This window comes from Streptomyces sp. NBC_00178 (assembly GCF_036206005.1).
GTDB lineage: Bacteria > Actinomycetota > Actinomycetes > Streptomycetales > Streptomycetaceae > Streptomyces.
Map to the genome: position 1 here is coordinate 1,417,026 of NZ_CP108143.1, position 24,732 is coordinate 1,441,757.

Annotated in this window: 22 protein-coding genes; 9 read left to right on the forward strand and 13 right to left on the reverse strand. The window is 73.2% G+C overall.

The window, feature by feature from the left end; translation table 11 throughout:
• The first annotated feature begins 89 nt into the window (after positions 1–89).
• Entirely contained in the window at positions 90–938 is an 849-nt protein-coding gene (locus tag OHT61_RS06005) for a serine hydrolase (protein WP_443049365.1), read from the forward strand.
• 156 nt (positions 939–1,094) lie between these two features.
• Here the strand turns inward: OHT61_RS06005 and mycP are convergent, their stop codons facing one another.
• Positions 1,095–2,309, reverse strand: coding sequence for a type VII secretion-associated serine protease mycosin (mycP, locus tag OHT61_RS06010; protein ID WP_329035704.1), 1,215 nt, complete (start codon positions 2,307–2,309; stop codon positions 1,095–1,097).
• A complete protein-coding gene (locus OHT61_RS06015) occupies positions 2,306–3,169 on the reverse strand; it encodes a hypothetical protein (protein ID WP_329043110.1) in 864 nt (287 codons plus the stop codon). Before OHT61_RS06015 ends, mycP begins: the two co-directional genes overlap by 4 nt.
• 412 nt (positions 3,170–3,581) lie before the next feature.
• Here OHT61_RS06015 and OHT61_RS06020 point away from each other — a divergent pair, with 412 nt between their 5' ends.
• Positions 3,582–4,784 (forward strand): amino acid deaminase/aldolase, encoded by a 1,203-nt coding sequence (locus OHT61_RS06020; protein WP_329035705.1) that lies wholly within the window; start codon positions 3,582–3,584, stop codon positions 4,782–4,784.
• A gap of 57 nt (positions 4,785–4,841) precedes the next feature.
• On the opposite strand, the gene OHT61_RS06025 is transcribed toward OHT61_RS06020, so the two are convergent.
• From OHT61_RS06025 to OHT61_RS06035, 3 genes are read right to left on the reverse strand one after another with little or no spacing between them, the layout of a single operon-like run.
• Positions 4,842–5,630, reverse strand: a complete 789-nt coding sequence (locus OHT61_RS06025) for a 3-oxoacyl-ACP reductase (protein ID WP_329035707.1) — start codon at positions 5,628–5,630, stop codon at positions 4,842–4,844.
• A 6-nt stretch (positions 5,631–5,636) separates the two neighbouring features.
• Positions 5,637–7,001, reverse strand: coding sequence for an aldehyde dehydrogenase family protein (locus OHT61_RS06030; protein ID WP_329035709.1), 1,365 nt, complete (start codon positions 6,999–7,001; stop codon positions 5,637–5,639).
• Positions 7,002–7,009: 8 nt separating this feature from the next.
• A complete protein-coding gene (locus tag OHT61_RS06035; protein WP_329035710.1) occupies positions 7,010–8,371 on the reverse strand; it encodes a glutamine synthetase family protein in 1,362 nt (453 codons plus the stop codon).
• Between the two features lie 74 nt (positions 8,372–8,445).
• Here OHT61_RS06035 and OHT61_RS06040 point away from each other — a divergent pair, with 74 nt between their 5' ends.
• Both OHT61_RS06040 and OHT61_RS06045 read left to right on the forward strand, forming a co-directional pair.
• Positions 8,446–9,180 carry a FadR/GntR family transcriptional regulator gene (locus OHT61_RS06040; RefSeq protein ID WP_443049366.1) on the forward strand — a complete coding sequence of 245 codons (735 nt, stop codon included), beginning with the start codon at positions 8,446–8,448 and terminating at the stop codon, positions 9,178–9,180.
• Positions 9,181–9,292: 112 nt separating this feature from the next.
• Entirely contained in the window at positions 9,293–10,021 is a 729-nt protein-coding gene (locus OHT61_RS06045) for a gamma-glutamyl-gamma-aminobutyrate hydrolase family protein (RefSeq protein ID WP_329035715.1), read from the forward strand.
• Positions 10,022–10,069: 48 nt separating this feature from the next.
• Here the strand turns inward: OHT61_RS06045 and OHT61_RS06050 are convergent, their stop codons facing one another.
• Positions 10,070–10,954, reverse strand: a complete 885-nt coding sequence (locus tag OHT61_RS06050) for a LysR family transcriptional regulator (RefSeq protein ID WP_329043112.1) — start codon at positions 10,952–10,954, stop codon at positions 10,070–10,072.
• A gap of 184 nt (positions 10,955–11,138) precedes the next feature.
• Between OHT61_RS06050 and OHT61_RS06055 the strand changes: the two genes are divergently transcribed.
• Positions 11,139–12,317 (forward strand): TDT family transporter, encoded by a 1,179-nt coding sequence (locus OHT61_RS06055; protein ID WP_329035717.1) that lies wholly within the window; start codon positions 11,139–11,141, stop codon positions 12,315–12,317.
• Here OHT61_RS06055 and OHT61_RS06060 read toward each other — a convergent pair.
• The 4 genes from OHT61_RS06060 to OHT61_RS06075 all read right to left on the reverse strand — a co-directional run bounded on the left by OHT61_RS06060 (position 12,256) and on the right by OHT61_RS06075 (position 17,446).
• The gene (locus tag OHT61_RS06060; RefSeq protein WP_329035719.1) at positions 12,256–12,960 is read right to left on the reverse strand and encodes a helical backbone metal receptor; all 705 of its coding nucleotides are present in this window, start codon (positions 12,958–12,960) and stop codon (positions 12,256–12,258) included. The genes OHT61_RS06055 and OHT61_RS06060 overlap by 62 nt on opposite strands.
• 10 nt (positions 12,961–12,970) lie before the next feature.
• Positions 12,971–13,516 carry a helix-turn-helix domain-containing protein gene (locus tag OHT61_RS06065; RefSeq protein ID WP_329035720.1) on the reverse strand — a complete coding sequence of 182 codons (546 nt, stop codon included), beginning with the start codon at positions 13,514–13,516 and terminating at the stop codon, positions 12,971–12,973.
• A gap of 197 nt (positions 13,517–13,713) precedes the next feature.
• Complete coding sequence (locus OHT61_RS06070) at positions 13,714–16,335, reverse strand: ABC transporter permease/substrate binding protein (protein WP_329035721.1); 2,622 nt, start codon at positions 16,333–16,335, stop codon at positions 13,714–13,716.
• Positions 16,328–17,446, reverse strand: coding sequence for a quaternary amine ABC transporter ATP-binding protein (locus tag OHT61_RS06075; RefSeq protein ID WP_329035722.1), 1,119 nt, complete (start codon positions 17,444–17,446; stop codon positions 16,328–16,330). Before OHT61_RS06075 ends, OHT61_RS06070 begins: the two co-directional genes overlap by 8 nt.
• Positions 17,447–17,737: 291 nt before the next feature.
• Between OHT61_RS06075 and OHT61_RS06080 the strand changes: the two genes are divergently transcribed.
• From OHT61_RS06080 to OHT61_RS06095, 4 genes are all read left to right on the forward strand, one after another.
• On the forward strand, positions 17,738–18,646 hold the full coding sequence (locus tag OHT61_RS06080; RefSeq protein WP_329043113.1) for a 5'-3' exonuclease: 909 nt from the start codon (positions 17,738–17,740) through the stop codon (positions 18,644–18,646).
• Positions 18,647–18,711: 65 nt separating this feature from the next.
• The gene (locus OHT61_RS06085; protein WP_329043114.1) at positions 18,712–19,554 is read left to right on the forward strand and encodes a siderophore-interacting protein; all 843 of its coding nucleotides are present in this window, start codon (positions 18,712–18,714) and stop codon (positions 19,552–19,554) included.
• A 249-nt stretch (positions 19,555–19,803) separates the two neighbouring features.
• On the forward strand, positions 19,804–20,388 hold the full coding sequence (locus OHT61_RS06090; RefSeq protein ID WP_329035724.1) for a sigma-70 family RNA polymerase sigma factor: 585 nt from the start codon (positions 19,804–19,806) through the stop codon (positions 20,386–20,388).
• A complete protein-coding gene (locus tag OHT61_RS06095) occupies positions 20,385–21,140 on the forward strand; it encodes an anti-sigma factor (protein WP_329035725.1) in 756 nt (251 codons plus the stop codon). The genes OHT61_RS06090 and OHT61_RS06095 overlap by 4 nt, the downstream gene beginning before the upstream one ends.
• Before the next feature lie 90 nt (positions 21,141–21,230).
• Here OHT61_RS06095 and OHT61_RS06100 read toward each other — a convergent pair whose 3' ends face one another.
• The 3 genes from OHT61_RS06100 to OHT61_RS06110 are packed head-to-tail and all read right to left on the reverse strand — an operon-like array spanning position 21,231 to position 24,690.
• Positions 21,231–22,043: a DUF1295 domain-containing protein gene (locus OHT61_RS06100; protein WP_329035727.1), complete on the reverse strand. Its 813-nt coding sequence runs from the start codon at positions 22,041–22,043 to the stop codon at positions 21,231–21,233.
• On the reverse strand, positions 22,040–23,431 hold the full coding sequence (locus tag OHT61_RS06105) for a cyclopropane-fatty-acyl-phospholipid synthase family protein (protein WP_329035728.1): 1,392 nt from the start codon (positions 23,429–23,431) through the stop codon (positions 22,040–22,042). Before OHT61_RS06105 ends, OHT61_RS06100 begins: the two co-directional genes overlap by 4 nt.
• On the reverse strand, positions 23,428–24,690 hold the full coding sequence (locus OHT61_RS06110; RefSeq protein ID WP_329043115.1) for a cyclopropane-fatty-acyl-phospholipid synthase family protein: 1,263 nt from the start codon (positions 24,688–24,690) through the stop codon (positions 23,428–23,430). Before OHT61_RS06110 ends, OHT61_RS06105 begins: the two co-directional genes overlap by 4 nt.
• Positions 24,691–24,732: the final 42 nt, after the last annotated feature.

Below are 24,732 nucleotides of genomic sequence, written 5' to 3' on the forward strand. Positions count from 1 at the left end.
GGCACAGGCCGCCGCCAGGAGCGCTGCCCGGGGCCGTCCCTCACTGAGCCCGCGGGCCCTCGCCGTCCTCCCTCGGCACCGCAGCCACCGTGGTGCCGGCCGGCTCCGCCGCGGGAGGTGTGCGTCCGGTGGGTCGTTCGCCGGACGACGCGCAGGCGGCCGCGGCCGCCGTATCCTCCGCGGCGAGCCCGTCGGCCGCGGCGGGCCGGAGCGAGGAGCCCCAGGTGGATCTCGACGCCGAGCTGGCCGGCGCGCTGGCGCCCCTTGCGGACGGTGCCGACGTGTCGGTGGCCGTCCTGGACACGGGGAGCGGCGCGGGCGCCGTGTACGGCGACGGGGCGTACGACACCGCCAGCATCGTCAAGGTCGACATCCTGGCGGCGCTCCTGCTGAGGGCGCAGGACGAGGGGCGGAAGCTGAACGGCGCGGAGCTGGCGTACGCGGAGGCCATGATCCGGCGCAGCGACAACACCTCGGCCACCGAGCTGCTCAAGGCGGTCGGTGGTCGGGAGGGTCTCGACGCGGCCAACGGGCGGCTGGGGCTGACCACGACGAGCGCCGCCCACGCGTGGGGCCTGACGCAGACCACCGCCGCCGATCAGGTGCGTCTGCTGCAGGCGGTGTTCGGTGCGGACTCGGAGCTGTCGGCCGCCTCCCGGACGTACCTGGCCGGGCTGATGGAGCAGGTGGAGACGGACCAGGGGTGGGGGGTTTCCGCGGCGGGCACGGGCTGGGCGCTGAAGAACGGCTGGATGCCCCGCACGACGACGGGACTGTGGGACGTCAACAGCATCGGCCGGGTGGTGAGCGGCGGTCGCACCCTGCTGGTGGCCGTGCTGTCGCGGGGACACACGACGAAGGAGGCGGGTGTCGCCGTCGTGGAGTTCGCCGCCGAGGCGGCGGCCGGGGTGATGGGAGCGGTGGCGGCGTCGGGCTGACGCCGCCAGGCCGGTTCGGCGGCGCCCACCGGGCTGGTGCGGGCGAAGGTGCACGCGACGGCATGCCTCGCGCCCGGGGACCCGGGACCCTCGGGCGTCCCGCGTCACCAGGCACGCCTCGGTCGGCGGGAAGCGCCGGGCCGGGCACGCCCTCGGTCAGCGGGAAGCGCCGGCGCCGGGCGCGTACGCCGTGTTCCGGCGGCCGGCGGTGTTCCTGCCCCGCCAGAGCACGACGGCCAGGGCGAGGAGTACGGCTCCGAGGCCGCCGGCCGTGGGCGCGAGCCAGCCGGCCGGGTCCTCGTCGCGGCGCTCCGGGGCGGGACCGGTGCCGAAGTACCGCTTGCCGTAGCCGGCCGCGGCGGACCGCGCCCTCGGATCCTCGGTGCGGATCTTCGCGCCGGCCTCGATCGCGGCGGCGGGGTCGACCAGGCCGTGACCGCGGGCGTCGTCGCGGCCGCCGGTGGGTGGGTTGCGGGCGGTGTCCGCGAGCAGGGTCTTGATCTGGGCGGGCGTCAGGCCCGGGTGGGCGGCGCGCACGAGCGCGACGGCGCCGGAGACGAAGGCCGAGGCGGCCGAGGTGCCCCACTCGATGTAGTAGTGCCGGTCGGGGTTGGCGACGACGATGTCGACGCCCGGGGCGCTGACGGTGGCGTACCAGCGGCGGGTCGAGAAGGCGGCGTGCGTGCCGTACTCGTCGACGGCGGCGGCGGCGATCACACCCGGGTAGGCGGCGGGGTAGGAGACCCTGTCGCCCTTCTCGCCGCTGTTGCCCGCGGACGCGACGACGGCCACGCCCTTGCCCAGGGCGTACTGCACGGCGGCGTCCTCGCCCGGCTCGGGGTGGGCGGACTTGCTGTCGTCGCCGAGGGAGAGGTTGATGACGTCGGCGCCGTGGTCCGTGGCCCAGCGGATGCCCTCCGCGAGGGCGGTGCCGCGTGACTCGCGGGCCTTGGCGCGCGAGGGGTCGTTGGATTCGAGGATCACCCGGACCGGCAGGATCTTCGCGCCGGGCGCGACGCCGAGGACGCCGTCACCCCGCCCGGGACCGTTCCCGCGGCCCGCGATGATGCCCGCCATCGCCGTGCCGTGCAGGGCCCACGAGCGGTCGCCCCGACCGGCCCCGAAGCCTATGAAGTCCTTGCCCGGCAGCACCTGCCCGGCGAGGTCGGGGTGCTGGTCGTCGACCCCGGTGTCCAGGACGGCGACGGTGATCCCCTCCCCCTTGGTGGTCTGCCAGGCCCGGTCGGTGTGCAGGGCCTGAAGGCCCCACTGCTGGTCACGGATCGCGTCCGCCCGGGCGGGCACGGCGGGCAGGACCGCGAAGGCGGCGGCCGTGGCCGCCGCGACGAGCGCCCGGCGGGGGCGGGTCACCGCGGCTTCTCCGTGAGCACGGCCACGGTCCTGCGCAGGGCACGCTCGATCCGGTCGGCGACGCCCTTCGCCTCGTGCCCGAGCCCGGCCTGGGCGGGGACCGTGGCGGCACCGGCCGCCATGGCTCCGGCGGCGGGCTGCGGCTCGGCGACGGTACGGCCGTCGGCGAAGCCGGAGACCGCGAACACCACAACGGGCACCTCGGTCAGGACGTGGACCGTCCAGCTGGCGCGTTGCCGGTCCCCGAAGTCCTCGGCGACGGTGCCGGGTACGGGGTAGGTGCGGGGCATGAGGTCGGCCCGGTCGCCGAGCTTCTGCGTGTCGAACCGTGTGCCCAGCGCGCTCATCGACGCCGCGTCGCCCTCGGTGAAGACCAGGCCGACGGTCGTGACGCTGCTGCGGGTGGCGTCCGTGTAGGTCGCGCGCAGCAGGCGCTCGCAGCCGACCGGACCGAGGGTCCTGAGCAGCAGCGGGTCGAGTCCCGTCGCACATCCGGCGTCGCGGGCGACGCCGACGCGGGTCCAGACCCGGTCGGTGGCCCCGGGCCCGGCGCCGTCGCCCTTGAGGGTGCGCGGGAAGAGGGTGTCGACGGGCACGCTGTGCCAGGCGGAGCGGCTCGCCGCGTACGCGTCGTCGGCGCCGGACTCCGCCGCGGAGTCCCCGATGAGCCAGCTCCCCGTTGCGGCGCCGCCGATGAGGCCGAGGCCGAGGACCGCGCAGACCGCGGCGAGGGCGGTCCTGACCGGGCTTCCCGCCCTGACGGGACGCAGTCGCGTGGTGGTCTCGGCGGGTGTCTCCGCGTAGGCGTAGGGGGCCCCGGGCGGGGGCGGGGCGGCACCGGGGCGCGGGGTGAGGTCCACCGCGCCGACGGGACGGCGCCGGGTGGCGGGCGGGTTCACGGGTACGGGCGGCACGGCCCGCAGACGGGTGGTGGTCTCCGCGGGGCCGGGCTCCGGCCACGGGCCGGGCTGTGTCGTCTCCGCGGGCGTCCGGGGCGGTGCGGGTTCGGTGCGCGGGGGCGGCGGGCCCGGTACGGCGGGCGGGGAGGAGGGGCGGGGCGGCACGGGAGCGCGCTGCGCTTCGGTACTCATCCGTCCCCCTGGTCCGCGTCCCCGTACCGCACGGACCATCGTCGGGCACGGGCCCGTCCGTCCGTCGCGTGCGGTCACTCTACGGGGTGGACGGCCCCCGGTGGGCACGGGAAGGGGGCTCCGGGGGATCTGTACCGAACATCCCCTACCCACTGGTACGGCGGTCTGGCAAGCTGCGGCCATGACTGTCCGCACCGCTGACCGGGGCCGCTACGACCGGGCCACCGCCCCTCTCGACGCGCCGCTGGCCGTCGTCGACCTGGAGGCCTTCGACGCCAACGCCGACGACCTCGTGCGCCGGGCAGGCGGGAAGCCCGTCCGGGTGGCGAGCAAGTCGGTGCGCTGCCGCGCGCTGCTGGAGCGGGTGCTGGCGCGTCCGGGGTTCGCCGGCGTCATGTCGTTCACCCTGGCCGAGTCGCTGTGGCTGGCCCGGGCGGGGTTCGACGACGTGCTGCTGGCCTATCCGTCGGCCGACCGGGCCGCCTACGCCCAGCTCGCGGCGGACCCCAAGCTCGCGGCCGCCGTGACGGTGATGGTCGACGACCAGGCGCAGCTGGAACTGATCGACGCGGCGCGGGCCGGGGGGACCGAGGAGATCCGGGTCTGCCTGGAACTGGACACGTCGCTCCGGCTGCTCGGCGGCCGCGTCAGGATCGGCGCGCTGCGCTCCCCGCTCCGCTCCCCCGCCCAGCTGGCGGATCTGGCGCGCTCGGTGGCGCGCAGGCCCGGTTTCCGGCTGGTGGGTCTGATGGCGTACGAGGGCCATGTGGCCGGTGTCGGCGACTCGGTGGCCGGCAGTCCCCTGCGCTCGCGTGCCGTGAGGCTGATGCAGGCGGCGGCCCGTAAGGAGCTGGCGGCCCGGCGCGCGGAGGTCGTGCGGGCGGTCCGGGCGGTGGCGCCGGACCTGGAGTTCGTGAACGGCGGCGGCACCGGGAGCGTGCAGCACACCGCGGCCGAGGCGGCGGTGACCGAGATCGCCGCCGGGTCCGGCCTCTACGTGCCCCGGCTGTTCGACAACTACACGTCGTTCACGGGCCGTCCGGCCGCCCTCTTCGCCCTGCCGGTGGTGCGGCGGCCGGGGGTCGGCGTGGTGACCGTGCTCGGCGGCGGCTACCCGGCGTCCGGCGCGCCGGGCCCGGACCGGCTGCCGGTGCCGTATCTGCCCGAGGGGCTGCGCTACGACCCGCAGGAAGGCGCCGGAGAGGTGCAGACGCCCCTGCTCGGCGCCCCCGCAGACGATCTGCTGATCGGCGACAAGGTGTGGTTCCGGCACGCCAAGGCCGGTGAACTGTGCGAGCGCTTCGACGAGTTGCGGCTGATCGAGGGAGACCGGATCACCGCGACCGTGCCGACCTACCGCGGCGAGGGCCTGACGTTCCTCTGAACCGCTTCCGCCGGGGCGGGGCCGCCCGGTCCGGGTGTCCGGACGGCCCCGGGACCGCTACAGCGGGGTGACGTAGGCCCCCGAGATCCCGCCGTCGACGAGGAAGTCGCTGGCGTTGACGAACGAGGAGTCGTCGCTCGCCAGGAAGGCGACGGCGGCCGCGATCTCCGTCGCCTCGGCGAACCGGCCGACGGGGATGTGCACGAGCCGGCGCGCCGCCCGCTCCGGGTCGGTGGCGAACAGTTCCTGGAGCAGGGGTGTGTTGACCGGGCCGGGGCACAGGGCGTTGACCCGGATCCCCTCGCGGGCGAACTGCACCCCGAGTTCGCGGGACAGGGCGAGGACGCCGCCCTTGGACGCGGTGTACGAGATCTGGGAGGTGGCGGCGCCCATCCGGGCCACGAAGGACGCCGTGTTGATGATGGAGCCGCGGCCCTGGCGCCGCATGTACGGGAGAGCCGCCTTGCAGCAGAGGTAGACGGAGGTGAGGTTGACGTCCTGGACCCGCTTCCAGGCCTCCAGTCCGGTCGTGAGGATCGAGTCGTCGTCGGGCGGTGAGATGCCGGCGTTGTTGAAGGCGATGTCGACGGAGCCGTAGGTGTCGTGCGCCGCCGCGAAGAGCGCCTCGACCTGGCCGGGGTCGGTCACGTCGACCTTGACGAAGGTGCCTCCGACGTCCTCGGCCACGGCCCTGCCCGCGCTCTCGTCGATGTCGCCGCACACGACGTGGGCTCCTTCCGAGGCGAGCCGGTGCGCGGTGGCGAGGCCGATGCCGCTGCCCGCCCCGGTGATGACGGCGGTGCGGCCGGTGAGACGGCGGCAGATGTTCCCGGTGTCGGTGCTCATGGCTGTTCAGGCCTCCGTGCCGATGAAGACGTTCTTGGTTTCGGTGAAGGCCGCGAGGGCGTCGGGCCCCAGTTCACGGCCGAGTCCGGACTGTTCGTAGCCGCCGAAGGGGGTCCAGTAGCGGACGGCGGAGTGGGAGTTGACGGACAGGTTGCCGGCGCGGACCGCCCGGGAGACCCGCACCGCCCGGCCCACGTCGCGGGTCCAGACGGAGCCGGCGAGGCCGTACTCGGTGGCGTTGGCCAGCCGGACGGCGTCGGCCTCGTCGTCGAAGGGCAGCACGACGGCGACCGGGCCGAAGACCTCCTCCATGGCGACGGGCGCGTCGGGGGCGACGCCGGTGAGCACGGTGGGCGGGAACCAGAATCCGGGGCCGGTGGGTGCGCTGCCCCGGATGCCGTCGGCGTCCTCGGGCACGAGGGCGCGGACGCGGTCCAGCTGGGTCCGGGAGATCAGCGGGCCCATCTGGGTCTTCTCGTCCGTGGGGTCCCCGACGACCACCGCGGCGACCGCGGGCAGGAGGAGTTCGAGGAAGCGGTCGTGGACGGAGCGCTGGACCAGGATGCGGGAGCGTGCGCAGCAGTCCTGGCCGGCGTTGTCCAGGAAGGACATGGGCGCGGAGGCCGCGGCGGCCTCGATGTCGGCGTCGGCGAAGACGATGTTGGGGCTCTTGCCGCCGAGTTCGAGCGTCACCCGTTTCACCCGGTCCGCGCACCGGGCCATGACCTGCCTGCCGACTCGGGCCGATCCGGTGAAGACGATCTTGGCGACACCGGGGTGTTCGACCAGGGCGTTGCCCGCCACGTCCCCGGCGCCGGGGAGCACCTGGAAGAGGTGCTCGGGCAGTCCCGCGTCGAGTGCCAGCCGGGCCAGGTGCAGCGCGGTGAGCGGAGTGGTCTCGGCCGGTTTGAGGAGTACGGCGTTGCCGGCCGCGAGGGCGGGGGCGGCGCCCCACGCGGCGATCGGCATCGGGAAGTTCCACGGGGCGATCACGCCGACGACACCGAGCGGTTCGAGGAAGGTGAGGTCGATCCCGCCCGGCACGGGGATCTGGCGTCCGGTCAGGCGCTCCACTCCCCCGGCTGCGTAGTCCAGCAGGTCCCGGACGTTCGCGGCCTCCCAGCGGGCGTTGCCCAGGGTGTGGCCGGCCTCGGTGACCTCCAGCCGGGCCAGTTGTTCGCCGTGCTCGTCGACGAGCACGGCGAAGCGGCGCAGCAGCCGCGCCCGGTCGGCGGGAGCCAGTGCGGCCCAGGTCCGCTGGGCGGCGGCGGCGCGCGTGACGGCCGTGTCGACCTCGGCGGCGGTGGTGGCGGGGACGGTGGCGACGAGTTGCTCGGTCGCGGGGTCGAGGACGCGGTGCTCGTGGATCAAGGGTTTCCTCACAGGCGTTCGAAGGAGCGGCGGAGTTCCCAGTCGGTGACCGCGGCGTCGAAGGCCTCCAGCTCGACGCGCGCCATGTTGCGGTAGTGCGCGACGGTCTCCTCGCCGAAGGCCTCCCTCGCGATCTCGCTGGTCTCCCAGACGCCGGCGGCTTCGCGGAGCGTGGTGGGCACCTGGTCGTATCCGGCGGTGTAGGCGTTTCCCTCGCAGGCCTCGGGGAGTTCGAGCGCGTGCTCGATGCCGTGGAGTCCGGCCGCGACGAGTCCGGCGACGGCGAGGTAGGGGTTGACGTCGCCGCCGGGCAGCCGGTTCTCGAAGCGCAGGGAGCGGCCGTGGCCGACGACACGCAGGGCGCAGGTGCGGTTGTCGTGGCCCCAGGCGACGGCGGTCGGGGCGAAGGAGCCGGGCTGGAACCGCTTGTAGGAGTTGATGTTCGGCGCGTACAGCAGGGAGAAGTCACGCAGGGCCGCGAGCTGGCCCGCGAGGAAGTGCCGCATCAGGGGGGACATCGTCCCGTCGCCGCCCGCCATGACGCTGTGTCCGCCGGTGTCCTGGAGCGAGAGGTGGATGTGGCAGGAGTTGCCCTCGCGCTCGTTGAACTTGGCCATGAAGGTGAGCGAGACGCCCTCCTGCGCGGCGATCTCCTTGGAGCCGGTCTTGTAGACGGCGTGCTGGTCGCAGGTGACGAGGGCTTCGTCGTAGCGGAAGACGATCTCGTGCTGGCCGGGGTTGCACTCGCCCTTCGCGGACTCGACGGTGAGTCCGGCGGCGGCCATCTCGTTGCGGATGCGGCGCAGCAGCGGCTCGATGCGGCCGGTGCCGAGGACGGAGTAGTCGATGTTGTACTGGTTGGCCGGTGTGAGGCCGCGGTAGTCGCGGTCCCACGCCTCCTCGTAGGTGTCCTTGAAGACGATGAACTCGAGCTCGGTGCCGACGTGGGCGGTGAGTCCGTGCGCGGCGAGCCGTTCCAGCTGCCGCCGGAGGATCTGGCGGGGCGCGGCGACGACGGGCGTCCCGTCCTCCCAGGACAGATCGGCCAGGACCAGCGCCGTGCCGTCGTGCCAGGGGACGCGGCGCAGGGTGGCGAGGTCGGGGCGCATCGCGAAGTCGCCGTAGCCGTCGGCCCAGGAGGACATCGCGAAGCCGTCGACGGTGTTCATGTCCGTGTCGACGGCGAGCAGGTAGTTGCAGCCCTCCGTGCCGTGTTCGAGCACCTCGTCCAGGAAGAACGTCGCCGCGAACCGCTTCCCCTGCAGTCTGCCCTGCATATCGGGGAAGGCGAGGACGACGGTGTCGATCTCACCGCTCGCGACGAGCCGGCGGAGCTCCTCGACCTGGAGCGGGGGTGTTCGGTCTGCCACGGGATACTCCTCGTTCGGTCAGCCGGAAGGCTTAAGGTATGGGAGAAAACCATTGGGGGGAAGGGGATCGTGACGTGGCGGAGGAGACCGGGGAAGCGGAGCCGTCCGAGCGGCTGCTGCCCGCGCTGAGACCGGTGCGGGCGGGCAACGGCTTCGAGGAGGCTCTGGAGCGGATACTCCAGGTGGTCCGGCTCGGCCTGGTCCCCGCGGGCGGCCGGCTGCCCTCCGAGCGTGAATTGGCCGGCCTGCTCGGCGTCAGCCGCGTCACCCTGCGCGAGGTACTGAAGGTGCTCCAGGACCAGGGGCTGCTGGAGGCCAGACGCGGTCGGTACGGCGGCACGTTCGTGCTCCCCCGGGCCGGGGGCGACGGGGGCGAGCTGCGCCGCAGGGTGGCCGGCACCGACATCGAGGACGTGCTGCTCTTCCGCGAGGTGCTGGAGGCGGGCGCGGCCGAGCTGTGCGCGTCGCGCGGGCTCGACGACGCGGGGGCGGACCGGCTGCGCACGGCTCTGGCGGCGACACACGAGGCACCTCTGCCCGACTACCGCAGGATCGACACCCTCTTCCATCTGACGCTGGCCGAGCTCTCGGGTTCCCCGTCACTCGCCGCCCGGTACGCGGCGGTCCGGGCGACCGTCAACGACCTGCTGGACTGCATACCCCTGCTCGTGCGGAACCTGGAGCACTCGCAGGCCCAGCACACGGCCCTCGTCGAGGCGGTGCTCGACGGCGACGAGGAGGCGGCCCGCGCCGTGACGCGCGAGCACTGCGCCGGGACGGCCGCGCTGCTCAGGGGTTTCCTGGCTTGATCCCGCTCTTCCGGATCACCGCTCTTGCGCGGCGGCCCGCCACGAACAAAGGTGTGTCGCGACACCATTGCACCGGGCCGGCCCGCAGACCGGCCACCGGAGGGACCGCACCATGCACGAACCGCTGATCGGCGTGACGACCTATCTGGAGCCGGCGGCTCGCTGGGGCGTCTGGGAACTACCGGCGGCGGTGCTCCCCTCCGCGTATCCGAGGCTGGTGCAGCGCTCCGGCGGCCTGGCCGCGCTGCTGCCGCCGGACGCCCCGGAGCGTGCCGCGGACGTCGTGGCCCGTCTGGACGGACTGGTCATCGCGGGCGGTGCGGACGTCGACCCCGGGCTGTACGGCGCCGAACGCGACTTCCGGACGGGCCCGCCCGCGCACGAGCGGGACTCCTGGGAGGTCGCCCTGCTGCGCGCGGCGAGGGCCGCGGGCACTCCGGTGCTGGGCATCTGCCGGGGCATGCAGCTGCTGAACGTGGCATTGGGCGGCACGCTGACCCAGCATCTGGACGGCCACGCGGGCCCGTTCGGCAAGGCGGGGGTCCTCGGCGAGCACACGGTGACCCCGGTGCCCGGGACGCTGTACGCCTCGCTGGTCCCCGAGGAGGCCTCCGTGCCGACGTACCACCACCAAGCCGTCGAACGTCTCGCGCCGGGCCTGGTGGTCTGCGCCCACGCGGCGGACGGCACGGTGGAGGCGGTCGAGCTGCCGGGCGACCAGTGGGTGCTGGGCGTGCAGTGGCACCCGGAGATGGGCGACGACCTGCGGATCATGCGGGCCCTGGTGGAGGCGGCCCGCGCGGCCTCGGGAGCGGCGCTGTCCTTGGCGGAGCGGGCCTGACACGACCGCGCGGCAGCGACGGTCGGTGTGTCCCCGCCCCGCGCAGGTTCAGCCGCGCGCGGGCCCCGAGGGGTGGGCGGTCAGGGAGAGCAGGTCCCGGGCCGGGCCGGTGGGCCGGTGCCCGGCGGGCCAGACCGCGCGCAGTTGCCGGCGCAGGCGCACCCCCGCGACGGGGATCTCGACCAGGCGCCTGGCCGCCAGTTCCTCGTCGAGCGCGAGTTCGCTCAGTACACAGGGGCCGGCCCCGCTCTCGGCGGCCCCCTTGACGGCCGTGGTGGAGGAGAGCTCCAGCAGGGGCCGCGCGAGACCGCCGTGCACGGCGAGCGCCGCGTCCAGCACCTGCCGGGTCCCCGAACCGGGTTCACGCAGGATCAGCGGGGTCGCGGCGAGCTCCCGGGGAGTCAGCTGGGTGCGCCGGCGGGCCCAGGGATGCGGCGGGGCGACCACCACGACGAGGCGGTCGTGCGCGATGACGGTCCCGTCGAGCCCTTCGGGTACGGACAGGCCTTCGACGAAGCCGAGGTCGGCCTCCCCCGCGAGCAGTCGCTGCGCCACGGCGGCGGAGTTCCCGGCGAGGAGGGACACGGCCGTTTCGGGCCGCCCGGCCCGCAGCGCGATCAGCCACCCGGGCATCAGGTATTCGGCGATGGTCATGCTGGCGGCGACCCGCAGCCGGGAGTCCCGCCGGTCGCGCAGCGCCTGCGCGCCCGCGTCGAAGGCCTCCGCCGCATCGACGACCCGGCGCGCCCAGTCGGTGACGAGGGCTCCGGCGTCGGTCAGCCGCGAGCCGCGCGGCGAGCGGTCCAGAAGGGCGACGCCGAGCTGTCGTTCCATGGACCGGATGCGGCTCGACGCCGCGGGCTGGGTGATCCCCACCGCACGCGCGGCGCCGCCGAGGCTGCCGTGCCGGGCGACCGCGAGCAGCAGGACCATGGCGCCCAGGTCGGGCACCCGGTGCCACAGCCCGGGTGCGGCACCGGCTCCGGGCGTGGGAGGGCAGTGGGCGGGAGGCACCGGGGCGCCGGCGGGAGGGACCGAGGGGGACATAAATACAGCTTATGACCTCATAGGTCCGGACTCCCTGGTGACCCGTGGCCCGCCCGCCGAACATGGTGGCATGGCCATCGATCCGCGGACCCAGGCGCCGCACACCCCGCCCGACAGCGTCGTCGGCGCGAGCCCCGGCACGACCTCCCGGCGGCTCCCCTCCCTGCGGCACCTGGGCCCGAACTGGTACGCGACGGTCATGGGCACGGCGATCGTCGCCACGGCCGGGGCGGCGCTGCCCGTCCACGTGCCGGGGCTGCGCGGCCTCTGCGTCGCGGTGTGGGCCGTATCCGCGGCGCTGCTCGTCGCGGTGCTCGCGGCCCGCGCGGGCCACTGGGTCCACCACCGGGACCGGGCGCGGGAGCACCTCCTGGACCCCGCGGTGGCACCCTTCCACGGCTGCATGCCCATGGCGCTGCTCGCCGTCGGCGCCGGGACCCTCTCCGTGGGGCGGGACGCCGTCGGGCACACGGCCGCCGTCGCCGTGGACGCCGTGCTGTTCACCGCGGGCACGGCCGTGGGCCTGGCGGGCGCCGTCGTCATCCCGTACCTGATGGTTGTACGCCACCGTCCGCGGCCGGGCAGTGCGTCGCCGGTGTGGCTGCTGCCGCTGGTGGCGCCCATGGTCTCGGCCGCGACCGGCCCCCTGCTGGTGCCCGAACTGCCGCCCGGCCAGGGACGGGAGGCGCTGCTGCTGGCCTGCTACGCGATGTTCGGGCTGTCGCTGCTGGCGACCCTGGTGGTCCTGCCGCTGGTCTTCGCGCGGCTGGTCCACGAGGGCCCGCTGCCGCTCGCGCTGACCCCGACGCTCCTCCTCGTGCTCGGGCCCCTGGGACAGTCCACGACCGCCGTCAACCAGCTCGCCGACGTGGCGCCCCGGGCGATCGGGGCGCCGTACGCCCCCGCCTTCGGCGCGTTCGCGGTGCTGTACGGGGTCCCGGTGATGGGCTTCGCCCTGCTGTGGCTCGCCCTGTCCGGCGCGATGGTCGTCCGGGCGATGCGCCGCGGGATGGGGTTCACGATGACGTGGTGGGGGTTCACCTTCCCGGTCGGCACCTGCGTCACCGGCGCCGCGGGGCTGGCCCGGCACACCGGGCTGACCGGCTTCACCTGGCTGGCCGTGGCGCTCTACCTGCTCCTGGTCACGGCCTGGGCCTACGCCGGTGCGCGCACCCTGGGCGGACTGCTCAGCGGAGCGCTGCTCGCAGCGCCCCGGCCGCCTCGGTCAGTGACGGTCCGTACCACGTGAGGTGCCGTCCGTCGACGAGTACGGCCCGGAGGCCGGGGAAGGCCTCGGGCCCGTCCGCGGCGGTGAAGCGGTAGGGCTCGTCGGGGAGCACGACCAGCTCGGCCCCGGAGGCGTTCAGCTCGTCCTGCGGGACGCGGGGGTAGCGCTCGGCGTGACCGGCGTACACGTTCCGCACCCCCAGGCGGGCCAGCAGGTCCCCCGCGAAGGTGTCCCGGCCCAGCACCATCCAGGGCTTCCGCCAGACCGGGACGATCGCGGGGCGGGCGACGAGGGCGGGAGGCAGGGCGGCCCAGGCCGCCCGGGCTTCGCCCAGCCAGCCGGGCTCCGGCAGGGCGCACGCCGCGAGGACCCGTCCCAGCTCGGCGAAGGCCTGCTCCAGGGTGCGGACCTCGGTGACCAGGACGTTCCGGCCCGCCGCCCGGAGGGCGTCCAGGTCGGCAGGCCGGTTCTCCTCCTCGTTCGCGATGACGAGGTCGGGACGCAGGGCGGCGACGGCCGCGATGTCGGGGTTCTTCGTGCCCCCGATCCGCGCGGCGGCCAGTCCGGCGGGGTGCGTGCACCAGTCGGTGACGCCGACGAGCAGCCCGGGGGCGGTGACGGCCACCGCCTCGGTGAGCGACGGGACGAGCGAGACGACACGCATGCCCGCCCCGTCAGCGCCGCGCGTCGTACGTCGCGTCGATGTGCTCGGCGACGGAGACGACCAGCAGCCGGGTTCCGGGGCCGGCCGCCCGCCAGCGGTGGCGGACCCCGCCCGAGAGGAAGAGGCTGTCGCCCCGGCCGAGCCGGTGCGCCCTGCCCTCCGCCTCGACCTCGACGGCGCCCTCCACGACGTACATCACCTCGTCGTTCCGGTGCTGGAACTCGCGGCCCAGGTCGTGTTCGCCGGTGAACTCCAGGGCGCTGAGCTGATGGCGGCCGTGCACCAGGCGCCGCACACCGTCCTCGTCGTCCGCCCGCACGACCTCCACGGCGCGCGCCGAGTCCGCCGCAGCCCTCAGCCGCTCGGTCGTCGTCTCCAGCGCCTCCGCCACCCGGTCCAGCGACCGCGGGCTCGGTCTGGCGCGCTCGTTCTCGATCTGGCTGAGGAACGGCACGGACAGGCCGCTGCGCCCGGCCACCGCGGCCAGGGTGAGTCCGAGGGTCCTGCGGCGTCGGCGAACCGCGGCACCCACTCGAAGGGCTTCCTTGTCGTCCATGTCCGGCTCCCTCCCCGGTCCACCATCCTCCCGGTTGCCAGCACCCTACGCATGTCGTTCGCACGACGGAGGGGAAGCCGGCCAACCCGGACGGACGGGAAACCTTCGGGGACTCCCTCCGACCAGCCTGAAGGGGACGGCCCGGGTTCGCTACCCGGGCCGTCCCCTTCGTCATCACATGCCCTGTACCGGGAGGGTCAGCTGACGGGTGCCAGCTTCGCCACGACGTCCGGGTTGGCGTCCATCCAGCGGCGGGCGGACTCCTTCTCCTTGCCGGCGCCGCCCTTCTGGAGCTCCACCTCGAGCGAGGCCAGCTGCGCCTCGCCGAGCTTGAAGTCCTTCAGCCAGCCGGTCAGCTCCGGGAAGTCCTTCGCGAAGTCCTTCTTGGCGACCGTGTGGATCTGCTCGCCCTTGCCCCAGGCGCCCTTCGGGTCCTTGAGCTTCTTCAGGTCGTGCTTGCCGTAGGCCCAGTGCGGCGACCACAGGGTCACCACGACCGGCTCCTTCTTCTTGATCGACCGGTTCAGCTCGGCGAGCATCGAGGAGGTGCTGGAGGAGACGACCTTGTACTCACCTTCGAGGCCGTACTCCTTGAGCACCTTCTTGTTCAGGGTGCCCATCATCCCGGCACTCGACTCGATCCCGATGATCTTGCCGTCGAACTTCTTGCCCTGGCCCTTGAGGTCGTCGAGCGAGTCGATGCCCTTGACGTACGAGGGAACGGACAGCTCCAGCGACGTCGGCCCGTACCAGGAACCGAGGTCCGTCAGGTCGTCCTTGTACCGGTCCCAGTAGTCCTTGTGCGTCGTCGGCAGCCAGGAGTCGAACTGGACGTCCAGCTGGCCCTGCGCGAGGCCCGTGTACAGCGGGCCCGGGTCGAGCTGCTTGACCGTGGTCCTGTAGCCCCGGTCCTCCAGCATGTTCTGCCACAGGTAGGTGGTGGCGATGGCCTCGTCCCACGGGAAGTACCCCATGTCGACGGTCTTGCCCGCGTCCTTGCCCTGCTGCGTGCCGCCGCCCGGGACCGGTGCGAGCTTGTCGACGAGGCCGGGGTTCTTCTTCAGCCAGGCGCGGACGCCGTCCTGCTCCTGGCCTTGACCGGCGTTCTGGATCTCGTTCTCGAGACTCGTGAGCTGCTTCTCGGTGAGCTTGAAGTCCTTGAGCCACTTGGCGACGGTGGGCGACTTCTTCGCGAAGCCCTTGTGCGCGACGGTGTGGATCTGCTCGCCCTTGCCCCAGGCGCCCTTCGGGTCCTTGAGCTTCTTCAGGTCGTGCTTGCCGTAGGCCCAGTGCGGCGACCACAGGGTCACCACGACCGGCTCCTTCTTCTTGATCGACCGGTTCAGCTCGGCGAGCATCGAGGAGGTGCTGGAGGAGACGACCTTGTACTCACCTTCGAGGCCGTACTCCTTGAGCACCTTCTTGTTCAGGGTGCCCATCATCCCGGCACTCGACTCGATCCCGATGATCTTGCCGTCGAACTTCTTGCCCTGGCCCTTGAGGTCGTCGAGCGAGTCGATGCCCTTGACGTACGAGGGAACGGACAGCTCCAGCGACGTCGGCCCGTACCAGGAACCGAGGTCGTCCAGCTGGTCGCTGTACTTGTCCCAGTAGTCCTTGTGCGTGGTCGGCAGCCAGGAGTCCGTCTGGAAGTCGACGTCGCCGCGGGCGACACCGGAGTAGAGCGGCCCGGCGTCGAGCTGGGTCATCCCGGTCTCGAAGCCGCGCTGTTCCAGGATCTCCTTCCACAGGAAGGTGGAGGCGATGCCCTCGTCCCAGGGGATGTAGCCCATGTTGATCTTCTGGCCCTTGCCGACGTCCGCGCCACCGGCCTGAGCGCCCTTCGAGTCGCCGGAACCGGCGATGTTGAGGCCGCCCGCGACGAGCGCGAGGACCACGACACCGGTCATCGCGACGGCGGTACCCGGCTTGTAGTGCGCGAACCTCAGCCGCCGCGCACCGGCGGCGGCCTTGGCCGCGGCGCGGCGGCCGAGCGGGGAGACCCGCTCGTTGAGCGCGCCGGTCATCCGGTCCAGGTACATGGCGAGGATGACGACCGCGATGCCGCTCTCGGCGGCGAGGCCGACCTGGAGCTGGGTGATCGCCGCGTAGACCTTCTCGCCGAGGCCGCCGGCGCCGGCCATGCCGCCGATGACGACCATCGACAGGGCCAGCATGATGACCTGGTTGATCCCGGCCATGATCGTCGGCAGGGCGAGCGGCAGCTGCACCCGGGTGAGGGTGTGGTTGGGCGTGGTGCCGAAGGCCTCGGCGGCCTCGACCAGTTCGCCGTCGACCTGGCGGATGCCGAGCTCGGTCATCCGGACACCGGGCGGCATCGCGAAGACGATCGTGGCGATGACACCGGGGGTGACGCCCACGCCGAAGAACATGACGCCGGGGATCAGGTAGACGAAGGCGGGCATCGTCTGCATGACGTCGAGCACCGGGCGCAGCGCGGCGCTGACCCTGCTGTTGCGGGCGGCCCAGATGCCGGTGGGCACCGCGATCACGATGGTGATGACGGCGGCTACGACGACCAGCGAGAGGGTGGCCATCGCCTCGTCCCAGAGGGCGAGGGAGTCGATGAGCACGAAGCCCGCGAAGGTGAGGACGGCGGGGACCGCACCGCGCAGCCAGAAGGCGATGACGGCGAAGATGGCGGCCATGAGCAGCGGTTCGCCGCCGCTCAGCACGGCGTTGACGCCGTCGTACATGCCGCCGAGCACGGCCTTGATCGCGTCGAAGATCCAGGTGAGGTTCGACTGGAGCCAGTCGACCGCGTCCTCGACCCATGAACCGAAGGAGATCCTAGGCACCGGCGATCACCTTCTCCTCAGTGGCCTCGGCCCGGGCGGCGGGCACCTGGGTACCGGCCTGCGCCTCGACCCTCGGTTCCTCGCCGAGCGCGGCCAGCAGCCGCTCGCGCGGGACGACGCCTATGACGCCGCCGTCCTCGTCGGTGACGGCGACGTCCGCACCGCTGGTCGAGCAGGGGGCGAACAGCTCCGCGACGGGCGTCTGCGACGTGACGGTCGCGGGCGCCTCGGCCAGCACCTCCGCGTGGGAGACGCCCGCTCCGGGCATCTCCATGATCGAACCGGCGGTGAGCACCCGTGAGCGGTCCACGTCCTGGATGAAGGAGGCCACGTAGTCGTTCGCGGGCCGTACGAGGATGTCCTCGGCGGTGCCCTGCTGGACGATCTCGCCGTCGCGCATCACGGCGATGCGGTCGCCGAGGCGCATGGCCTCGTTGAGGTCGTGGGTGATGAAGACGATGGTCTTCTTCAGCCGCTTCTGCAGCTCCAGGAGCTGGTCCTGCATGTCGCGGCGGATCAGCGGGTCGAGCGCGCTGAAGGACTCGTCCATCAGCAGCAGGTCGGCGTCGGTGGCGAGCGCGCGGGCCAGGCCCACGCGCTGCTGCATGCCGCCGGAGAGCTCGTCCGGCCAGGACTTCTCCCAGCCCGCGAGGCCGGTCAGCTCCAGTGCCTGGGCGGCCCGCTCCTCACGTTCGGCGCGCGGCACACCCTGGACCTCCAGGCCGTACGCGGCGTTCTCGAGGACGCTGCGGTGGGGGAAGAGCGCGAAGTGCTGGAAGACCATGCTGATCTTGTTGGACCGTACGCCGCGCAGCTCGCGGGGGCTCAGGGCGGTGAGGTCCTGTCCGTCGAACAGCACGCGGCCGGCCGTCGGCTCCAGGAGGCCGTTCAGCATCCGCAGGAGCGTGGACTTCCCGGATCCGGAGAGCCCCATGACGACGAAGATGTGTCCCGGCTCCACGGTGAACGAGGCGTCGATCACCGCTGCGGTCGTTCCGTCGGCGCGCAACTCGTCGCGGTGGGCACCGTTCTCGAGCTTCTGCACGGCTTGATCGGGTCGTCTGCCGAACACCTTGTACAAGTGCTCTGCTTGCAGCCTTGACACATACACCTCACGCGTTGAACCGAAACGGTCTGCCACCCCCGTCGGCAGACCGTGGAGCGGTGCGGATTCGGTCCGCAGAGCACGAGCCGTTCGTCGAGAAATGGACGTGGTCCGCTCCGGTGCCGCGCCTGCCCGCACTTACGCGACCCAAACACGTGTGTGATCCAGCTCACTCGAACCGTCGGCCGATCCGGGAACCGCGCGCCCGCGGGCCGGCCCCCGCCCGGGGCTCACCCGCCTGCCGCGCCCGGCCCTGTCGGTGGGGTGCGGCATCATCGGGGTGTGACGCGACGCCTGATGCTCCTCGACACCGCCTCCCTGTACTTCCGCGCCTATTTCGGCGTCCCGGACTCGGTGCGCGCACCGGACGGCACTCCGGTGAACGCCGTGCGCGGCCTGCTGGACTTCATCGCCCGGCTGGTGCAGGACCACCGGCCCGACGACCTGGTCGCCTGCATGGACGCGGACTGGCGCCCGCAGTGGCGGGTCGACCTGATCCCGACCTACAAGGCCCACCGGGTGGCCGCGGAGACCTCCGAGGGAGTGCCGGACGAGGAGGAGGTCCCCGACACCCTCTCCCCGCAGGTCCCGGTGATCGAGGCCGTCCTGGACGCTCTCGGCATCGCCCGCGTCGGCGTCTCCCCGTACGAGGCGGACGACGTGATCGGCACCCTGGCCGGACGGGCCGCCGGCCCCGTGGACATCGTGACCGGGGACCGCGACCTGTACCAGCTGGTCGACGACGCCCGCGGGGTGCGGGTCCTCTACCCGCTGAAGGGCGTGGGGACGCTCCAGGTGACGGACGAGGAGTGGCTGCGCGGCAAGTACGGCGTGGACGGCCCGGGTTACGTCGATCTGGCCCTGCTCCGCGGCGACCCGAGCGACGGCCTGCCGGGGGTGCCCGGTATCGGCGAGAAGACGGCGGCCAAGCTGCTGGACGCCTATGGCGACCTGGCCGGGATCATGGCCGCGGTGGACGACCCCGCCTCCCGGCTGACGCCGTCCCAGCGCAAGCGGCTGGACGAGGCCCGGGACTACGTGGCGGTCGCGCCGAAGGTCGTCCGTGTCGCGGGCGACGTACCCCTGCCGGAGTTCGACGCGGCCCTTCCCCGCGAGCCCCGCGACCCCGCCGCACTGGAGGACCTCGCGAACCGCTGGGGCCTGGGCGGCTCGTTGCAGCGCCTCCTGCTCACGCTCCAGGCATGAGGGTGTAGCTTAGGTAAACCTAAGTCCATCGGACCTCAGGCATGTCCAGACGCAGGGAGAACCTCGTGGCAGAGCGGCCGCAACGCCGGACACCGACAGCGCAGGGGGCTCAGGTCCTGCGCACCGAGCGGATCACCCCGCACATGGTGCGCGTGGTCCTCGGCGGCGACGGGCTGGACGGTTTCGCCCTCGCGGGCTTCACCGACCACTACATCAAGCTGTGTTTCGCGCCCGAGGGCGCCGACTACGCCCACCCCTTCGACGTGGCCGCGATCCGTGAGGAGTACCCCCGCGAGCTGTGGCCCACCACCAGGACGTACACCGTGCGTTCCTGGGACCCCTCGGCCCGCGAACTCGCCGTCGACTTCGTGGTGCACGGCGACGAGGGCCTCGCCGGCCCCTGGGCCGCGCGGGCCCGGCCCGGCGACCTGGTGACCTTCCTCGGCCCCGGGGGCGGTTACGTCCCCGAGGCCTCGGCGGACTGGCACCTGCTGGTGGGCGACGAGAGCGCCCTGCCGGCGATCGCCGCCGCGCTGGAGCAGATGCCGGCGGGCGCGCGCGGCCACGCCTTCGTCGAGGTCGCGGACGCGTCGGAGGAGCAGAAGCTCGATGCTCCCGACGGCGTCTCGCTGACCTGGCTGCACCGCGGCGTACGTCCGGTCGGCGAGGGTCTGGTCGCGGCGGTGGCCGGGCTGGACTTCCCCGAGGGCGAGGTGCAGGCCTTCGTGCACGGCGAGGCGGGCTTCGTGAAGGAGATCCGGCGCCATCTGCGCGTGGAGCGCGGCATCCCCCTGCCGCGGCTGTCGATCTCGGGGTACTGGCGGCTCGGCCAGAACGACGACGCCTGGCGCGCGGTCAAGCGCGAGTGGAACGAGCAGGTGGAGCGCGAGCAGGAGAACGCCGCGTAGCACGCCCGCACCCGAGGAGCCCGGTCGCCGCCAGGACGGCGACCGGGCTCCTCGCGTTCTCCGGCCCGGGTGAGGAGAGCACCTCCGGCCGAGGACGCGCCCTCCGTGCGAGCGGACGCCGGGCGTCCCGCTGACGCGTGCGTGTTCGAGGAGAGGGCGTGCGAGGATATCGGGTCGCCCACCAATCCGCATGGCCGCCGGCTCCGAATCACCTAGGAAACCGATGCGTGCTCCGGGAGGAACGTCCGCGTGAAAGAAGCAGTACAGATCAGCGGGATCCCCTCACCAGGGCCCGACCTCCAGGAGCTGCTCGTCCAGGTCGCACGGGGTGACCAGGACGCCTTCACCCGGGTGTACGACCAGGTCAGCGGTCCGGTACTCGGCCTGGTGCGGAGCGTGCTCCGCGATCCGGCCCAGTCGGAGGAGGTGGCCCAGGAAGTGCTCGTCGAGGTCTGGCGCACCGCGCCGCGCTTCCAGCCGTCCCGCGGAAGCGCCATGAACTGGGTGCTGACGCTGGCGCACCACCGGGCCGTGGACCGCGTGCGCTCCGCCGAGGCGACGGCCGCGCGGGAGCACAAGGCGGCGCTGCTCGACCGTACGCCCGAGTTCGACGAGGTGTCCGAACAGGTCGAGAGCCGGCTCGAACGGGAGCAGGTGCGGCGCTGTCTGCGGACGCTCTCCGAGCTCCAGCGGCAGTCCGTGACGCTGGCCTACTACCAGGGGCTGACGTATCGCGAGGTGGGCGAACTGCTGGCCGTACCACTGGGAACCATCAAGACACGGCTGCGCGACGGGCTCATCCGGCTGCGCGACTGCCTGGGGGTGAACGCATGAGCATCGCCGAGCTGCACACGCTGACCGGGGCCTATGCCCTGCACGCGCTGCCGGACGACGAGCGCGTCGCGTTCGAACGCCACCTGGGGGCCTGCGAGGCGTGCAGCCAGGAGGTACGCGAGTTCACCGCCACCGCCGCCCGCCTCGGGCTCGCGGTGTCCGCGGTGCCGCCGCCCCCGCTGAAGGAGCGCGTGCTGCGGGAGATCACGACCGTACGCCAGGAGGCGCCCTCGCAGGGCCGTGGTGCGCGTGCGGGGTCTCCCACCGGGCGGGCCGGCCGGTGGACGACGTACGCGCTGGCCGCCTGTGTCGCCGCCGCTGCCGCGTTCGGCGGGGTCGCCGTGTGGCAGAACCAGGTGGCGCAGGACGCGCGGCAGGAGGCCGCGCGGGCGCAGCAGCACAACGAGCAGGTGGCCCAGGTGCTGACCGCGCCGGACGCCTCGACCAGTGTCTCGGACCTGGCGGACGGCGCGCGGGGCACGGTGGTGGTCTCCAAGAGCGTGAACCGTGCGGTGTTCCTGGCGTCGCACCTGACCCGGCCGCCCGGGGGCAAGGTGTACCAGCTCTGGTTCAACGACGGCGGCACCATGCGTTCGGCAGGTCTGATGAATCCGGCGGCGACCGACGAGACCGTCCTGCTGGACGGCCCGGTGGACCGGGCCTCGGGCATGGGCATCACGGTTGAGCCGGCGGGCGGTTCGGACGAGCCGACCTCGCAGCCGGTGGCGCTGATGGAGTTCCGCGGCGCCTGACCCGCCCCGCGGGAAGTACGGAAGCGCGAAGGGTGTGCCCCCGGCCGGTCTCCTGGCCGGGGCACACCCTTCGCGCGGTCGGTCCGGTGCTCAGCCCCGGCGGGGCGTGCCGGGCGGCAGGGGGAGGAAGCCGCTGGTGCGGGCGACGTACTCCGCGTACCCGGGCCGCCCTTCCATGTGCCGCTCCAGCAGCGCCTTGCCGCTGCCCTTGGTGAGCAGCAGGCTCATCACGACGGGCGAGACGAGCGTGGCGGCCGCCACCGCCGGGTCGGCGCAGACGACGAGGAAGAGCCCCCACCAGACGCAGAAGTCGCCGAAGTAGTTCGGGTGGCGGGTCCAGGACCACAGTCCCCGGTCCATGATCCGGCCCTTGTTCGCCGGGTCGCGCTTGAAGCGGGCCAGCTGGGCGTCTCCCACCGCCTCGAACCCGAGCCCCAGCGCCCACAGCGCCGTACCGGCCCAGGCCCAGGCGTCCAGACGCCCCGGCAGGTAGTAACCGGCCTGTACCGGCAGGGAGATGAGCCAGACCAGTGCGCCCTGGAGCAGATACACCTTGCGCAGCGCGTACAGGTCGGGGTGGCCCGGCGCCTTGGCCAGCATGGCCGCGTAGCGCGGGTCCTCCCCGTGGCCGCGGCCCCGTCGGCCGATGTGCACGGCGAGCCGCACGCCCCAGACGACGGTGAGCGCGGTGACGAGGAGCCGGCGCCCCTGGTCCCCCTCGCCGGCCGACACGGCGTACGAGACGAGGGCGACGGCCGCGAAGCCGAGACCCCACGCCACGTCGACGATCCTGTGCAGGCGTTTGCGCAGGGCGATCAGGAACGTCACGAGCATGACGGCGAGGGCTGCGCCCGCCGCCGCCGCCAGGTTCGTGGCGAACGCCGCCCAGGCGAAGCCGTTCACCGGCCCGAGCCGGTGCGCGGACCGGCGACGACCGGTTCGGCGGGGACCTCCGCGCCGTGCTCCGCCGCTCCCAGCCCGGCGTACCAGCCGTGGCGGGTGGCGGGCATCTTCGCCGCGCCCTCCGCGTCGGGCCGCACGGACAGGATCTGGTCGACCCCCATGCGCCGTTCCTCGAAGGCCAGGGCGCCGCCCACCAGGTAGAGCCGCCACACCCGGGCCGTCTCCTCGCCGACGAGTGCCACGAACTCGGGCCAGCGCTCCTCCAGAGTGCGGTGCCAGGCCTCGACGGTCAGGACGTAGTGCTCGCGCATCGACTCCACGTCGCGGACCTCCAGACCCGCCCCTTCGAGGAGTCCGACGGTCTCGCCCACCGGGCGCATGTGCATGTCCGGCGCGATGTACGACTCGATGAAGGCTCCGCCGCCGGGCGCGGTGGTGCCGCGGGACATCTGCTGGACCAGCGCGCGCCCCTGCGGACGGAGGACCGAGTGCAGGAGCGCGGTGAAGGCCGGGTACTCGGCGTCCCCGACGTGCTCCCCCATCTCCACGGTGGACACCGCGTCGTACCCGCCCCGGAAGTCGGGCAGGCCGGCGACGTCGCGGTAGTCGCAGCAATGCACCTCGACGAGGTCCTCCAGACCGCGTTCCGCCACCTGTCCGCGCACGTACGCCGCCTGCTCCTTGGCCAGGGTGACCGCGGTGACGCGGGCTCCGTGCCGGGCGGCGGCGTGGAGGGTCAGGGACCCCCAGCCGCACCCGATGTCGAGGAGACGCGCGCCGGGCCGCAGCCCGAGCTTGCGGCAGATCAGTTCCAGCTTGTCGCGCTGGGCGTCGGCCGGCCCGTAGTCCGGCCCGCTGCCGGTCCAGTAGCCGCACGAGTACGCCATCGTCTCGTCCAGCAGCAGGGAGTAGAAGGCGTTCGACAGGTCGTAGTGGTGGCTGATGGCCGCCCGGTCGCGGGCCTTGCTGTGCAGCGCGCCGCTGAGTCCGGCCCTGGCCGCCGGGACGGGCGGGCGGGGACCGACCGCGCCGAGCCGCAGGGCGGTCCCGGCCGCCCGGAGGCGGTCGGCGACGCCGGGGCGGGGCAGCTCCAGGCCCTGCTGACGCGACGCGCGCCGCATCGCGCGCAGCCCTTCCGCGAGGTCGTCGGCGATGTCGATGTCACCGGTGATGTAGGCCTCGGCCAGGCCGAGTTCGCCCGGCTGCCAGAGGAGCCGGCGCAGTGCGCGCCGGGAGCGTACGTGCACCGTCGGGGCGTCCTTCGGGCCGGTCTCGCTGCCGTCCCACATCCTGATCCTGACCGGCGGCGGGCCGCCGAGGAACTGCTGGACGACCGGGGCGATGCGCTGCGCCGCTCCGGTCCCCGGGGTGTCGGTAAAGGTGTTCACGCGGTGTCCTCACGGGTCAGGAGAAGCTGCTGCACATCGAGGTAACCGGACCGGAAGCCGGCTTCCGAGTAGGCGAGGTAGAACGTCCACATACGCCGGAAGGTCGCGTCGAAGCCGAGCGCGTCCACCTGGGCGGCCCTCTCCTCGAAGCGTTCCCGCCAGAGCCTCAGGGTCTCGGCGTAGTGCATCCCGTAGGTGCTGCGCTGCCGCGTCCGCAGGCCGGTGTGCGCGGTGGTGACGCGCTCGACGGCCTCGGTGGAGGGCAGCAGGCCGCCGGGGAAGATGTACTTGTGGATCCAGGTGTAGGTGCTGCGGCTGGCGAGCATCCGGTCGTCCGGCATGGTGATCGCCTGCAGCGCGATCCGGCCGCCGGGGGCGAGGCAGCGTTCCAGCGTCCTGAAGTACTCCGGCCAGAACTCCTCGCCGACCGCCTCGATCATCTCGACGCTGACGACGGCGTCGTAGGTGCCGGTGACGTCGCGGTAGTCGCAGAGCCGCACGTCGACGCGGTCCTCGTGACCGGCCTCACGGATGCGGGCCCGGGCCAGATCCCGCTGTTCCCGGGAGAGCGTCAGGGTGGTGACGCGGGCTCCGCGGGCGGCGGCCCGGAGGGCCAGTTCGCCCCAGCCGGTGCCGATCTCCAGCAGTCCGGTGCCCTCGCCCACGCCCGCCAGGTCGAGCAGCCGGTCGATCTTGCGGTGCTGGGCGGCGGGCAGGAGGTCCTGCTCGGCCGGGAACCCGCGGAAGACGGCGGAGGAGTACGTCAGGGTGTCGTCGAGGAAGAGGGCGAAGAGGTCGTTCGACAGGTCGTAGTGGTGGCTGATGTTGTCGCGCGAACCCTCAGGGGTGTTGGTCTGCGCGGCGGGCCGGCGCAGGGCCCACAGTTTCCGCAGCCTCTGCAGCGGCGCGGGCACGAGGTCGGCCGCGTGCCCGGCGAGGACGGTCAGGACGCCGACGAGGTCGGGCGAGTCCCATTCACCGGCCATGTACGACTCGCCGAATCCGACGAGGCCGCCCGCGCCGATCCGCCGGAAGAACGCGTCGGGCCGGCGGATCTCCATGAGCGGCCCGCCGAGTCCGACCCTGTCGCGGCCGGCGAGCCGGGCACGCAGCGGGAGTTGGGAGAGCGCCCGCCGGACGAGCCGTTCGGCCACGGCGGTTCTGATCCCGGATGCCGCCGGCTGGGCGGCGACGTCCGGCCAGCGGTCCGCGTCCACGCCCGCGAAGGGGACGGTGGCGGACCGGGCCTGGGCGGGAATGGTGCCGCTGCGGGCGGGCGCGGCGGGCGGGTTGGGAGAGGT

Excerpts from the sequence above, each read along its gene's own strand:
- OHT61_RS06060 (WP_329035719.1), bottom strand. The coding sequence starts at position 12,960 with ATGCGTGTCGTCTCGCTCGTCCCGTCGCTCACCGAGGCGGTGGCCGTC.
- OHT61_RS06095 (WP_329035725.1), top strand. The coding sequence starts at position 20,385 with ATGAGCATCGCCGAGCTGCACACGCTGACCGGGGCCTATGCCCTGCAC.
- OHT61_RS06050 (WP_329043112.1), bottom strand. The coding sequence starts at position 10,954 with ATGGTCCTGCTGCTCGCGGTCGCCCGGCACGGCAGCCTCGGCGGCGCC.
- OHT61_RS06025 (WP_329035707.1), bottom strand. The coding sequence starts at position 5,630 with ATGAGCACCGACACCGGGAACATCTGCCGCCGTCTCACCGGCCGCACC.
- OHT61_RS06045 (WP_329035715.1), top strand. The coding sequence starts at position 9,293 with ATGCACGAACCGCTGATCGGCGTGACGACCTATCTGGAGCCGGCGGCT.
- OHT61_RS06020 (WP_329035705.1), top strand. The coding sequence starts at position 3,582 with ATGACTGTCCGCACCGCTGACCGGGGCCGCTACGACCGGGCCACCGCC.
- OHT61_RS06080 (WP_329043113.1), top strand. The coding sequence starts at position 17,738 with ATGCTCCTCGACACCGCCTCCCTGTACTTCCGCGCCTATTTCGGCGTC.
- OHT61_RS06065 (WP_329035720.1), bottom strand. The coding sequence starts at position 13,516 with ATGGACGACAAGGAAGCCCTTCGAGTGGGTGCCGCGGTTCGCCGACGC.
- OHT61_RS06055 (WP_329035717.1), top strand. The coding sequence starts at position 11,139 with ATGGCCATCGATCCGCGGACCCAGGCGCCGCACACCCCGCCCGACAGC.